This is a genomic window from Pantoea sp. LS15 (genome assembly GCF_012241585.1).
In the GTDB taxonomy this organism is placed as follows: domain Bacteria; phylum Pseudomonadota; class Gammaproteobacteria; order Enterobacterales; family Enterobacteriaceae; genus Enterobacter.
The window spans coordinates 331,931-345,786 of sequence record NZ_JAAVXA010000004.1 but is presented as its reverse complement, the minus strand read 5'-3'; the positions used below and the strand labels follow the sequence as shown (position 1 = coordinate 345,786).

At 52.7% G+C, this 13,856-nt stretch carries 10 protein-coding genes; 4 read left to right on the top strand and 6 right to left on the bottom strand.

The window, feature by feature from the left end:
• Positions 1 to 262 precede the first annotated feature (262 nt).
• The 3 genes from ldtD (at position 263) to HED65_RS09440 (ending at position 3,481) form a co-directional block, all read left to right on the top strand.
• Positions 263 to 2,086, top strand: a complete 1,824-nt coding sequence (gene ldtD, locus HED65_RS09450) for a L,D-transpeptidase (protein ID WP_114978369.1) — start codon at positions 263 to 265, stop codon at positions 2,084 to 2,086.
• Positions 2,087 to 2,261: 175 nt separating this feature from the next.
• Entirely contained in the window at positions 2,262 to 2,813 is a 552-nt protein-coding gene (mepK, locus tag HED65_RS09445; RefSeq protein WP_168112384.1) for a peptidoglycan L,D-endopeptidase MepK, read from the top strand.
• A gap of 20 nt (positions 2,814 to 2,833) precedes the next feature.
• Positions 2,834 to 3,481 carry an MBL fold metallo-hydrolase gene (locus HED65_RS09440; RefSeq protein ID WP_025755996.1) on the top strand — a complete coding sequence of 216 codons (648 nt, stop codon included), beginning with the start codon at positions 2,834 to 2,836 and terminating at the stop codon, positions 3,479 to 3,481.
• A gap of 48 nt (positions 3,482 to 3,529) precedes the next feature.
• On the opposite strand, the gene aspC is transcribed toward HED65_RS09440, so the two are convergent.
• The 4 genes from aspC to pncB form a co-directional block, all read right to left on the bottom strand.
• Complete coding sequence (gene aspC, locus HED65_RS09435; protein WP_047346900.1) at positions 3,530 to 4,720, bottom strand: aspartate transaminase; 1,191 nt, start codon at positions 4,718 to 4,720, stop codon at positions 3,530 to 3,532.
• A gap of 184 nt (positions 4,721 to 4,904) precedes the next feature.
• The gene (locus HED65_RS09430) at positions 4,905 to 5,996 is read right to left on the bottom strand and encodes a porin (RefSeq protein ID WP_114978367.1); all 1,092 of its coding nucleotides are present in this window, start codon (positions 5,994 to 5,996) and stop codon (positions 4,905 to 4,907) included.
• A gap of 605 nt (positions 5,997 to 6,601) precedes the next feature.
• A complete protein-coding gene (gene asnS / locus HED65_RS09425; protein WP_028019231.1) occupies positions 6,602 to 8,002 on the bottom strand; it encodes an asparagine--tRNA ligase in 1,401 nt (466 codons plus the stop codon).
• 166 nt (positions 8,003 to 8,168) lie between these two features.
• Positions 8,169 to 9,371 carry a nicotinate phosphoribosyltransferase gene (gene pncB / locus HED65_RS09420; RefSeq protein ID WP_114978366.1) on the bottom strand — a complete coding sequence of 401 codons (1,203 nt, stop codon included), beginning with the start codon at positions 9,369 to 9,371 and terminating at the stop codon, positions 8,169 to 8,171.
• A gap of 254 nt (positions 9,372 to 9,625) precedes the next feature.
• On the opposite strand from pncB, the gene pepN reads away from it, so the two are divergent.
• Positions 9,626 to 12,238: an aminopeptidase N gene (gene pepN, locus HED65_RS09415; protein WP_114978365.1), complete on the top strand. Its 2,613-nt coding sequence runs from the start codon at positions 9,626 to 9,628 to the stop codon at positions 12,236 to 12,238.
• Between the two features lie 50 nt (positions 12,239 to 12,288).
• Here pepN and ssuB read toward each other — a convergent pair whose 3' ends face one another.
• Both ssuB and ssuC read right to left on the bottom strand, forming a co-directional pair.
• The gene (gene ssuB, locus HED65_RS09410; protein ID WP_114978364.1) at positions 12,289 to 13,059 is read right to left on the bottom strand and encodes an aliphatic sulfonates ABC transporter ATP-binding protein; all 771 of its coding nucleotides are present in this window, start codon (positions 13,057 to 13,059) and stop codon (positions 12,289 to 12,291) included.
• The gene (gene ssuC / locus HED65_RS09405; protein ID WP_114978363.1) at positions 13,056 to 13,847 is read right to left on the bottom strand and encodes an aliphatic sulfonate ABC transporter permease SsuC; all 792 of its coding nucleotides are present in this window, start codon (positions 13,845 to 13,847) and stop codon (positions 13,056 to 13,058) included. Before ssuC ends, ssuB begins: the two co-directional genes overlap by 4 nt.
• Between the last annotated feature and the right edge of the window lie 9 nt (positions 13,848 to 13,856).

Below are 13,856 nucleotides of genomic sequence, written 5' to 3'. Positions count from 1 at the left end.
GTTTACGGGCCGTAAGTAATCCATAGATGCAAATGTCAGATTGCGATGCGCCTGGTAGGGCGCGGCTGGTAACAAAGCCTTACAGGCGCATATGAAAAACCTCCGGCTATGCCGGAGGATATTTATTTTAAACTTAACTTGTGCTTAGGGCTGCGTTATCTTTAAACTTCTTTACATAAGGTAAGGCAACAGATTTGCCATCTACCTATAATAGAAGAAAGCCCCACCGTGATGGGCATGTCGTGAAAACAGGGGGCAAGGGATGTTGCTAAAGAAAAAATGTGGTCGTCAGCTGTCTGCGCTCAGTTTATGCCTGGCAGTGATGTTTGCTCCGCTGTTAACCGCTCAGGCCGATGAGCCTGAAATTGTACCGACTGACAGCTCCGCAACGACAGGCGCACAGCCAACGTCGTTGTCTCAACCGCTGGAACAGTCACCTGCAACGGCCATTATGGCCGGTATTAAGCCGTTGCCTGAAGGCATCGACGTCGACTCTCTCCGTCAGCAGCTACACGCTGGGCTGCCTTCAGGGTACACACCCGTCTATATCAACCAGCTCACGCTGCTCTATGCTGCCCGCGATATGAAACCGATGTGGGACAACCGTGACGCAGTACGCGCCTTTCAGCAACAGCTGGCGGAAGTGGCGATTGCCGGGTTCCAGCCGCAGTTTACAGCGTGGGTTGAGCTGTTAACCGATCCTTCAGTCACCGGGCAAGCGCGGGACGTGGTGCTTTCCGATGCGATGATGGGCTACCTGCAGTTTGTGGCTGGTATTCCGGTCAATGGCAACCGCTGGTTGTACAGTGATAAGCCTTATAAGCTGGCGACGCCGGCACTGTCGGTGATTAATCAGTGGCAGTTGGCTCTGGATAATGGCGATCTACCCCGCTTTATAGCCAGTCTTGCGCCAGCGCATCCGCAATATGCCACCCTGCACCAGTCGCTTCTTGAACTGGTGGGGGATTCGCGTCCATGGCCGCAAATGCGTGGCAGTGCGACACTGCGTCCGGGGCAGTGGAGCAGCGATGTGCCTGCTCTGCGTGAGATCCTTAAGCGTTCCGGTATTCTGAACGGCGGGCCAAAGATTGCACTGCCTGGTGATGATCCGCAAAACGTCGTGGTCAGTCCATCAGCCTCTGTGAAAGAGAAGAAAGCGGTGGTCGTGAGCGACAAACCGGCGGTTTACGATCGCGAACTGGTTGCGGCAGTTAAACAGTTCCAGGCCGCGCAGGGGCTGGGGGCCGATGGTGTCATTGGTCAGTCGACGCGTGACTGGCTGAACGTATCACCTGCGCAGCGGGCAGGGGTGCTGGCGCTCAATATCCAGCGTTTGCGCTTACTGCCGGGAACGCTCTCTACCGGGATCATGGTTAACATTCCTGCGTATTCGCTGGTCTATTACCAGAACGGTAGCGAAGTACTGGCGTCACGCGTGATTGTCGGACGTCCTGATCGTAAAACGCCGATGATGAGCAGTGCGCTGAATAACGTGGTGGTTAACCCGCCGTGGAATGTGCCGCCGACACTGGCGCGCAAAGATATTCTGCCTAAAGTCTGGAACGATCCGGGTTACCTGGAACGTCATGGCTATACGGTTATGCGGGGATGGAACAGCAAAGAGGCAATCGATCCGTACATGGTCGACTGGTCGACGATTACGGCATCTAATTTACCGTTCCGCTTCCAGCAAGCTCCAGGGGCGCATAACTCACTGGGACGCTACAAATTCAATATGCCGAGTTCAGAAGCTATCTATCTGCACGATACCCCGAACCACAACCTGTTCCAGAAAGATACTCGCGCCCTGAGTTCTGGCTGTGTGCGCGTGAACAAAGCCTCAGAGCTTGCCAATATGCTGTTGCAGGATGCGGGCTGGAACGATACGCGTATTTCTGATGCCCTGAAACAGGGGGATACGCGGTACGTTAACATTCGACACAATATTCCGGTCAATCTCTACTATCTGACCGCGTTTGTTGGCGAAGACGGGCGTACTCAGTATCGTACAGATATTTACAATTATGATCTCACCGCGCGATCCGGCGCACAAATTTTGCCAAAAGCCGAACAATTAATCAGGTAAATGAAGCAGTTCGGGAAAAATGATTGTCGTAAGTTATGGTGAATAAGGGGCAATATCGCTGTAAGCCGCGTATTCACTGGGGTTGGGCGCCTTGACGTACCCGGTTTTGCCAGTTAAGGTGCCCTTCGTGCGCTAAGCATATTACGATAAACATTGACCTGTAGACCTGATTATCATGGACAAATTTGACGCTAATCGCCGCAAACTGCTGGCGTTAGGTGGTGTTGCGCTCGGCGCAGCGGCCATCCTGCCGACGCCAGCATTTGCCACCCTCTCGACACCTCGTCCGCGAGTTTTAACGCTCAACAATCTCCATACTGGTGAGTCGCTAAAAGCGGAATTCTTCGATGGCAGAGGCTATATTCAGGATGAATTAGCAAGACTTAACCACTTTTTCCGTGATTACCGCGCGAATAAAATAAAAGCCATCGATCCAGGACTGTTTGATCAGCTTTTCCGCCTTCAGGGCCTGCTGGGTACCAGCAAGCCGGTGCAGCTTATTTCGGGTTATCGCTCGATTGATACCAATAATGAACTGCGCGCCCACAGTCGCGGGGTAGCGAAAAAAAGCTATCACACGAAGGGACAGGCAATGGATTTCCATATTGAAGGCGTTTCGTTAGCCAATATTCGCAAAGCTGCGTTATCTATGCGTGCAGGTGGTGTAGGATATTACCCCAGCAGCAACTTTGTACATATTGATACCGGTCCAGTTCGGCACTGGTAATAACGAAACACAGGAGCAGTATGAACTATCGTATTATTCCGGTTACGGCGTTCTCCCAGAATTGTTCATTAATCTGGTGTGAACAAACCAAACTGGCCGCGCTTGTCGATCCCGGCGGTGACGCTGAGAAGATCAAACAGGAAGTTGCAGACAGCGGTGTGACGCTGATGCAGATATTACTGACACATGGTCACCTTGACCATGTCGGCGCAGCGGCAGAACTGGCACAGCACTATGGTGTGCCGGTGATCGGTCCGGAAAAAGAAGATGAGTTCTGGCTGCAGGGTTTGCCAGCCCAAAGCCGCATGTTTGGCCTTGATGAGTGTCAACCTCTGACGCCCGATCGTTGGCTGAATGAAGGAGAGCGTGTGAACGTAGGGAATGTGACTTTACAGGTGTTGCATTGTCCTGGGCATACGCCAGGCCATATCGTCTTCTTTGATGACCAGTCCCGTCTGCTGATTTCCGGCGATGTGATTTTCAAAGGTGGCGTAGGACGCAGCGACTTTCCGCGTGGTGACCACGGGCAATTGATTCAGTCGATTAAACAGAAGTTATTGCCGCTGGGCGATGATGTGACGTTTATCCCTGGACACGGTCCGATGTCAACGCTGGGATATGAACGGCTCCATAACCCGTTCCTTCAGGATGAAATGCCTGTCTGGTAACCAGAATAAAAAAAGCCTGCATAATGCAGGCTTTTTTATGGGCGCAAATTACAGTACGGCGACAATCGCTTCGCACAGTGGTGCCATGTTGTCAGGCGTCATGCCTGCCACGTTCACGCGGCCAGACGCCACTGCGTACACACCGAACTCTTCACGCAGACGCAGAACCTGCTCTTTGGTCAGGCCGCTGAAAGAGAACATACCATTCTGTTTGATGATGAAACTGAAGTCGCGGTCAGCGCCTTTCTCAGCCAGGGTGTTCACAAACAGCAGGCGCATGCGCTGAATACGCTGACGCATGTCATTCAGCTCTTGTTCCCAGATGGCGCGCAGCGCATCGTTGCTCAGGATAGTGGCAACAACAGACGCACCATGTGCTGGTGGGTTAGAGTAGTTAGCGCGGATCACAGATTTCATCTGGCTGAATGCGCGATCGACGGTCTCTTCGTTTGCCGCTACCAGCGTACAGGCACCAACACGCTCATTGTACAGACCGAAGTTCTTGGAATAAGAGCTTGCGACAATCAGCTCCTGATGCACGGCTGCGAACGCGCGCAGGCCTTCTGCATCTTCTTCCAGACCACGGGCGAAGCCCTGGTAGGCAAAGTCAAACAGCGGCAGCCAGCCTTTTTCTACGGACAGCTTCGCCAGATGTTCCCACTGCTCAAGCGTCGGATCGATACCGGTTGGGTTATGGCAGCAACCGTGGAACAGCACCACGTCACCCGCCTGCGCTTCGCTCAGGCTCGCCAGCAGACCGTCAAAGTCGAGAGAGTGGTTTGCTGCGTCGTAGTAAGCGTATTCACGCACTTCCAGACCCGCAGAGTTAAAGACGCTCTTGTGGTTCGGCCAGCTTGGGTTGCTTACCCAGACACGCTTAACAGAGGTGTTTTTCGCAAGGAAATCCGCCGCCACGCGCAGCGCACCGGTACCGCCAGGGGTCTGTGCTGTACGGGCACGTTTGTCACTCACAATTGCGCTGCCTTTACCGAACAGCAGCTCCTGGGTGCAGCGACCAAATTCAGGGATACCATCAATACCGAGGTAGTTTTTGGTGGTTTCGTTTTCCAGCAGATACTGCTCAGCTTTCTTAACGCTGGTCAGTACCGGAGTTTTGCCGGTTTCATCTTTATATACACCAATACCCAGGTTGATTTTGCCAGGGCGGTCGTCGGCACGAAACAGATCGGCCAGGCCCAGAATAGGGTCGGCAGGAGCGGCGGTAATGTTCTCAAACATGACGAAGTTCCATTGTGATTACAGAAGTGAAATCCGCTATCAGGTTAACGGTAGATTTACAAAATGCCAACCGTTTGCGACGAAAAGCGTGCGGCTTTTCAAAAGTCGCCATTATTTTCTGTCAGGCATAAAAAAACAGGGCCGAAGCCCTGTTCATTAAGCATATAACAAAGTGGTGTTCTGATTAGAACTGGTAAACGATACCAACACCAGCCTGGTCGTCGGTAGACAGACCTGCAGCACGGGTGTAATCATTTTCATCCAGCAGGTTGAACTTGTACGCAGCGTAAACGTTCATGTTCTTGTTGAAGTAGTACCAGGTACCCACTTCGATGTATTTGAGCAGGTCAGCATCGCCACCAGCGAAAGTAGAACCGTTAGCAGTACGGGCGGTCAGGTCTTTACCTTTAGACTGCACGTAGCCCAGGGATGGACGCAGACCAAAGTCGAACTGGTATTGAACTACAGCTTCGAAGTTTTGTGATTTGTTCGCGAACTGGTCATCATTTTCGCGAGTCATGTTACGGGATTCACCGTACATTACAGATGCGTATACGTTGTTCGCATCATATTTCAGAGACGTTGCCCAACCTTCAGCACGTTCACCTTTACCGTCAGCAGACTGCTTAGTGGAACGGTCAGAGTTAGTGTATGCCGCAGTTACGTTGAAACCTTCTGCGAAGTCATAGCCCAGGGAGTAGCTACCGCCATCGCCGTTCTGGCGAGAAGTGGTGTGACCGTTTTCGTTTTTACCCTGGTACTGCAGGCCCAGTGCCAGACCATCAACCAGACCGAAGAAGTTGGAGTTACGGTAGGTAGCCAGACCGGTGCTACGGCCAGCCATGAAGTTATCTGTTGCGGCCAGTGAGTCGCCACCCCAGATAACCAGCATATCGGTTGAAGCCAGCGCATCATAGAATACGCCGTAGTTACGGCCGTAATCGAATGAACCGTATTCACCTGCTTTCAGACCAGCGAAAGCCAGACGGGTTTTAGTACCCTGAGAGCCTTCTGCGTTGGACGCGTCCATGTTGTATTCCCACTGGCCGTAACCGGTCAGTTGGTCGTTAACCTGGGTTTCACCTTTGAAACCGATACGGGCATAGGTGGTATCGTTGTTATTAGAATCACCGTTAGTCGTCCACTGGTGTTCGCCTACAGCTTTACCGTAGAAGTCCAGCTTGTTCGAATTCTTGTTATAGATTTCGGCAGCGTTAGCTGCACCAGCTACCAGCAGAGCAGGGATAACCACTGCCAGAATATTGCGCTTCATCATTATTTATTACCCTCATTGGTTTTTTTATGACACTCGCCACTGCCGTCAATAAATTCTGTCAATAAATATTTCCGGAACTATTGATGAGAGTTTGGTGTCTTTATGTATCTGACAGGCATCTTTCCATTCACCGAAGCGTTTCGCTAGCCTGAAAGTGCTACAATTCTCAAGATTAAGTAACCGAAAGAAAATATGTGTAACTAAATGTGTATTTTTCGGAACTTTGTGAACCACCTCAAACTTCAGAACTCCCTGGCGAATTAAGCGGCAGCATTTATTCTATATATATGAATTCCTTATAATTAATTTGGATAAAGGCAATTCATATAAACAGACGTTAAACGACTCGTTTTTTCTTATGATGCAATAAAGACATCTGGATGGCTGAAAAAGTGGTTGAAATTTGTGCTATTGCTTGAGGATGTAATAATCGCAATAAGAATGGAGTTTGTTTTTTGTGGCTGGATATTTCACGGAAACAATACGTAACAGGTAGTGGTTGTGACGGGGTGGTGGTTTAAAAATGCTGACTTTGAACTGACGTAAACTGACAATACAGAATAAAATAATGGCCAGCATTTGCTGGCCATTGATGTTTTTGTCGATTAGAAGCTGGCGTTACGTGGAGTACGTGGGAACGGAATAACATCACGTACGTTCTGAACACCGGTCACGTAGGCGATCAGACGCTCGAAGCCCAGACCAAAACCGGCGTGCGGAACGGTACCGTAACGGCGCAGATCGCGATACCAGCTGTAGTCAGCCGGATTGAGACCCATCTCTTCCATACGCGCGTCAAGTACGTCGAGACGCTCTTCACGCTGAGAACCGCCGATGATTTCACCAATGCCCGGCGCCAGTACGTCCATCGCTGCAACGGTTTTACCGTCTTCGTTAAGGCGCATATAGAAGGCCTTAATGTCTTTCGGGTAGTTTTTCACGACAACTGGTGCTTTGAAATGTTTCTCGGCCAGATAGCGTTCATGCTCAGACGCCAGGTCAACGCCCCAGTACACCGGGTTCTCAAACGTCTCACCGCATTTCTCAAGGATTGCTACCGCGTCGGTGTAATCCACCTGTGCAAAGTCAGCAGAAACGAAACGCTCCAGACGCGCTACAGCATCGCTGTCTACGCGCTCTGCGAAGAATTTCATGTCGTCAGGACGTTCTTCCAGGACCGCTTTGAAGACATACTTCAGCATCGCTTCCGCCAGACCAGCAACATCGTCCAGGTTGGCGAATGCCACTTCAGGCTCCAGCATCCAGAATTCCGCCAGGTGACGGCTGGTGTTGGAGTTTTCGGCGCGGAAGGTTGGACCAAAGGTGTAGATTTTTGACAGCGCACAAGCGTAGGTTTCACCGTTAAGCTGGCCAGAAACCGTCAGGAAAGCCTCTTTGCCGAAGAAGTCTTTGTCATAGTCCACTTTACCTTCTGGCGTACGCGGCAGGTTTTCCATGTCCAGCGTCGAGACGCGGAACATTTCACCTGCACCTTCAGTATCGGACGCGGTGATCAGCGGGGTAGACACCCAGAAATAACCTTGTTCATCGAAGAAACGATGCAGCGCCTGGGCCAGCGTATGACGCACACGCGCTACTGCACCAATCAGGTTGGTACGTGGGCGCAGGTGAGCGACTTCGCGCAGGTACTCAATGCTGTGACGTTTTGCCGCCATCGGATAAGTATCCGGATCTTCAACCCAGCCGGTCACTTCGATTGCGGATGCCTGAATTTCGAAACTCTGGCCCTGGCCCGGTGATGCCACAACGACACCGGTAACGATAACGGAACAACCCGTCGTCAGATGCAGAACGTCATCATTGTAATTGGGCAGAGAATTATTAATGACGGCCTGTACAGGATCAAAGCAGGAACCGTCATAGACGGCAAGGAAGGAGATGCCAGCTTTAGAATCTCGGCGGGTACGCACCCATCCGCGCACGGTGACTTCCTGGTCAACGGCGACACGGCCCTGGAGTACGTCGGCTACAGGCACAACGCTCATAATATTCTCTCTGTTAATAGTCGGAAAAAATAGACACTTGTCCACCCTTATCGGGGGATATCTATGTTACCTGCCATCTGCTATCAGACAAGTAAATTTCGCAGTCAAAAGAGAAGAATTGAGAAATAAATAAGGAGAGGGGAGCCATAAAGGCTCCCTTAAGCACTTAGCTGGCTTTTTTGATCTGGGGAAGATCGAACGCTTTACGTAGCGCGCGGACAAACGCTTTGTCATGGCAGATGGTTTTACCCGGGCTATCGGAGAGCTTCGCCACCGGCTTGCCATTACATTCCACCAGTTTTATAACAATATTCAGAGGTTTTACCTGAGGAATGTCGCAGGTCAAACGGGTACCAATCCCGAAGCTGAGGTTAACTCTGGTGTTGAACTGCCGATAGAGCTCAACAGCTTTCGGCAGGTCAAGATTATCGGAGAAGACCAGAACCTTGCTCATTGGATCAATACCCAGCTTTTCGTAGTGGGCAATAGCCTTCTCACCCCATTCAACCGGATCACCGGAATCATGACGTAACCCCTGATAGCGCTCAGCGAACTCGGGACCAAAATCGCGCAGGAAGGCATCCATCGTAATACAGTCGGTGAGGGCGATCCCCAGTTGATTCGGGTACTCCTCTAACCATGCGGCCAGTGCCGCGCGTTGGCTGTTAGCCAGGTCTGGGCTTATCTGCTGATGCGCCTGGAACCATTCATGAGCCTGGGTGCCCATAGGTGTCAGGTTAAGGCGACGGGCCAGATCGTAGTTGCTGGTGCCCACAAACCACGGTTCCTGCTGCAGACGCTTAACGATGGCATCCTGGACGTCGCGAGAAAAACGTCGACGGGTGCCAAAGTCCATCAGGCGGAAGCGGGACATATCCAGTCCTTCCGTCAGCGTGGTGAAGCCCGCGAGCTTGGTTTCCAGCGCGGCGACCGCTTGTTCAACACCGTTTTCCGGTGAACGGTAGCGGTGGGCCAGTTCACTGATCACCGCCAGAAGCGGCACTTCCCACATGATCACTTCCCGCCACGGACCTTCAAGACGAATATCCAGCTTACCGTTATCGTTAAGTACAGTGACCTGCTCTGGCTTATAGCGGAAGTTGCGCAGCCAGTTCAGGTAGTCGGCTTTGAAGAAAGGCAAGCCAGAAAGCCACTGATATTCATCGTCCTGCAACGTCAGATGCTGCATAGCATCGACCTGTTCACGAATAGCGTCTGCGTAGATACCGAGCAAGTCGTCGCCACGGCAGCGGAATTCGGCCGCGACATGAACGTCATAGTAATGGTGGAAAACGGCTTGCTGCATATGCAGTTTATACGCGTCGGTATCCAGCAACGTATGCAGAACAGGAGAAGCGAATTGAGTCATAGGTGCGCAGTAGCATCCTCTCACAGGAGCGTTTAGTACAATAAACAACTCCGGAGTATACCTTGTTTAGTGATTTATTGAACCCCGATCACAACATAAGCGCGTTTTATGGTCGAGGGCATTTTGTGCCCCATGTTATATAAATGTAGCAAAAAAGGGTTTTGTACCTGAAAAGATGAACATTCTGCATAGCGTGTTTTACACAACAGGAATATATTGAAACGTTACTCGACAAACGATGCATAAGGTTTTCTATGACACAACAGCCACAAGCCAAATACCGCCACGACTATCGTGCGCCGGAATACCTGATTAGCGATATCGATCTGACTTTTGACCTGGATGCCACTAAAACCGTTGTGACGGCGGTAAGCCAGGTGACGCGCCACAGCGCGACAGCTGTGCCGCTGCGTCTTGATGGTGAAGACCTGACGCTGGTTTCCCTGCATATTAATGATGAATCCTGGTCTGACTATAAAGAAGAAAACAACCAGCTGGTGATCGACAACCTGCCGGAACACTTTACGCTGCGCATCGTGAATGAAATCAGCCCGGCCGCCAACACGGCGCTGGAAGGACTTTACCAGTCTGGCGTGGCACTGTGCACTCAGTGTGAAGCGGAAGGTTTCCGTCACATTACGTGGTATCTCGATCGCCCGGATGTGCTGGCACGCTTCACAACGAAAATTATCGCCGATAAAACCCTCTACCCATTCCTGCTCTCCAACGGTAACCGTGTGGGCGAAGGCGAGCTGGAGAATGGCCGTCACTGGGTGCAATGGCAGGATCCGTTCCCGAAACCATGCTATCTGTTTGCGCTGGTGGCGGGTGATTTCGATGTGTTACGCGACACTTTCAAAACGCGCTCCGGCCGCGAGGTGGCACTGGAGCTGTTTGTTGACCGTGGCAACCTGGACCGTGCACCGTGGGCGATGACGTCGCTTATCAACTCCATGAAGTGGGACGAAGAGCGCTTTGGTCTCGAATATGATCTCGACATCTATATGATTGTGGCTGTCGATTTCTTCAACATGGGCGCGATGGAGAATAAGGGCCTTAACATCTTTAACTCTAAATACGTGCTGGCCCGCACTGATACTGCCACCGATAAAGATTATCTCGATATCGAACGTGTTATCGGTCACGAGTATTTCCATAACTGGACGGGTAACCGCGTCACGTGCCGCGACTGGTTCCAGTTGAGTCTGAAAGAGGGCCTGACCGTCTTCCGTGACCAGGAGTTCAGCTCCGATCTGGGTTCTCGTGCGGTTAACCGCATCAACAATGTGCGCACTATGCGTGGCCTGCAGTTTGCGGAAGATGCCAGCCCAATGGCGCACCCTATCCGCCCGGATAAAGTCATTGAGATGAACAACTTCTACACCCTGACAGTGTATGAAAAAGGTTCTGAAATTATCCGCATGATCCACACTCTACTGGGTGAAGAGAACTTCCAGAAAGGGATGCAGCTCTACTTCGAACGTCATGATGGCAGCGCGGCCACCTGCGACGATTTTGTTCAGGCGATGGAAGATGCCTCCAATGTGGATCTCTCTCACTTCCGCCGCTGGTACAGCCAGGCGGGTACACCGATTGTCACCGTCAAAGACGATTACAATCCGGAAACCGAACAGTACACCCTGACCATCAGTCAGCGCACGCCGCCAACGGCAGAGCAGGAAGAGAAATATCCGCTGCACATTCCGTTCAGTATTGAACTGTATGATAACGAAGGTAAAGTGATCCCACTGCAGAAGGGCGGCCATCCGGTGCATTCCGTGCTGAATGTAACCCAATCTGAGCAGACCTTTATCTTCGACAACGTTTACTTCCAGCCGGTGCCTGCGCTGCTTTGTGAATTCTCTGCGCCAGTGAAGCTGGAGTATAAATGGAGCGATCAGCAGTTGACGTTCCTGATGCGTCACGCGCGTAACGACTTCTCCCGTTGGGATGCCGCGCAAAGTCTGCTGGCGACTTACATCAAGCTGAATGTAAATCGCCATCAACAGGGGCAACCGCTGTCGCTGCCTGTCCATGTGGCTGACGCGTTCCGCGCAATCCTGCTGGATGAGAAGATTGATCCGGCTCTGGCGGCTGAAATCCTGACGCTACCATCGGCCAGTGAAATCGCCGAACTGTTTGACATCATCGACCCAATTGCCATCGTCGCGGTGCGTGAAGCGCTGACTCGCACGCTGGCGACCGAACTGGCAGATGAGTTCCTGGCTATTTTTAACGCCAATAAACTTGATGCTTATCGCGTAGAGCACGCAGACATTGGTAAGCGTTCTCTGCGTAATACTTGCCTGCGCTATCTGGCGTTTGGTGAAACCGAGCTGGCGAACACCCTGGTAAGCAAGCAGTATCACGAAGCGGATAACATGACAGACGCGCTGGCTGCCCTGGCTGCAAGCGTCGCCGCCGAACTGCCGTGCCGTGATGTGCTGATGCAGGAGTATGACGACAAGTGGCATCAGGATGGCCTGGTGATGGACAAATGGTTCATCCTACAGGCGACCAGCCCGGCGCAAGACGCACTCAGCAAAGTACGCAGCCTGCTGAAGCACCGTTCGTTCACCATGAGCAACCCGAACCGCGTACGTTCCCTGATTGGCGCGTTTGCCAGCAGTAACCCGGCTGCGTTCCACGCCGAAGACGGCAGCGGTTATGAGTTCATGGTGGAAATGCTGACTGAGCTGAACAGCCGTAACCCGCAGGTGGCGTCACGTCTGATCGAGCCGCTTATCCGTCTGAAACGCTACGATGCGAAGCGCCAGGCGAAAATGCGTGCTGCACTTGAGCAACTGAAAGGGCTGGAAAACTTGTCTGGCGATCTGTACGAGAAGATCGCTAAGGCACTGGCCTGATAGAAAGCTTTACCTGCCCTCTCCCGGTGGGAGAGGGCGGGGTGAGGGGTTCAGGCATTAGCCTTAACGCGCTGTATCTCTGTTTCCCCACGTTTCATCACCCGATCCAACACCTCCGCCTCCAGCTCCGCCAGTCTTGCTGATCCTACGCGGCGAGGACGCGCAATATCCACCGTCAGATCCAGACCCATTTTCCCTTCTTCTATCAGAAGCACGCGGTCGGCCATCGCTACCGCCTCAGATACGTCATGCGTCACCAGTAGCACCGTAAAGCCATGCTTCTGCCACAGGGAACCAATCAAATCCTGCATTTCGATTCGTGTCAGGGCGTCGAGTGCGCCGAGCGGCTCATCAAGCAACAACAGGCCCGGACGATGGATTAACGCCCGCGCCAGCGCTACGCGCTGCTTCTGCCCACCTGACAGCGTCGCAGGCCATTCATCCGCACGATTTTCCAGCCCTACAGCGGCAAGCGCCTTGCGGGCCTCATCTCGCCAGTTGCCTTTAAGCCCCAGCCCGACGTTATCAATTACCGTTTTCCAGGGAAGCAGGCGCGCATCCTGAAACATCATGCGGGTGTCGTTCTGAATATTCGCCAGCGGCGTTGTACCAGCAAGAATTTCTCCATCGTTGGGGGCCTCCAGTCCGGCTAACAGGCGTAACAGCGTACTCTTACCGCCGCCGCTGCGCCCGACAACGGCTACGAATTGTCCGGCAGGAATGTGCAAATCCAGCGCATTCAGAATGGTGTTTTCGCCATAGCGTTTGGTCACGCCGCTGAGCAGCAGCGGTGTACCCTGAGTCAGTCGGGCTGTGTTCATGCTTTCGCCTCCTGAGTGGTATAGGCCGGGTTCCAGCGCAGCCAGCTGCGCTCCAGCCACTGGGCGCTGACGTCGGCGAGTTTGCCGAGCAGGGCATAAAGGATGATCGCGACCACCACCACGTCCGTTTGCAGGAATTCGCGGGCGTTCATCGCCAGATAGCCAATGCCAGAGTTGGCTGAGATGGTTTCAGCCACTATCAATGTTAGCCACATCAGGCCGAGCGCAAAGCGCACCCCGACCATAATGGAGGGTAGGGCACCTGGCAGAATCACGTGGGTAAAAAGCGCGAAGCCTGATAAACCATAGCTGCGCGCCATCTCGACCAGACCGCGATCGATGTTACGGATCCCATGCCATGTATTGATGTAAATCGGGAACAGCGTACCCAGCGCCACGAGGAAAATCTTGGCGCTCTCATCAATACCAAACCACAAAATCACCAGCGGGATCAGCGCCAGATGCGGCACGTTGCGCAGCATCTGAATAGACGTATCCAGCAGCCGTTCACCCCAGCGGGAAAGACCGCTCACCAGACCCAGCACCAGCCCGATGCTGCCGCCGATGGAAAAACCAATCACCGCGCGCCAGGAACTGATCGCCAGATGTTGCCACAGTTCTCCGCTGACGCTCAGCGACCAGAACGCTTTTACGACGCCCTCCGGGGAGGGCAAAATGCGGCTCGACAGCCAGCCAGTAGACGACGCGAGCTGCCAGACAACCACAATACCAAGGGGCAAAAACCACGGGGTGGTACGCAGGAGCCATTTTTGTGAGGTGGCAGACATGGTCACTCC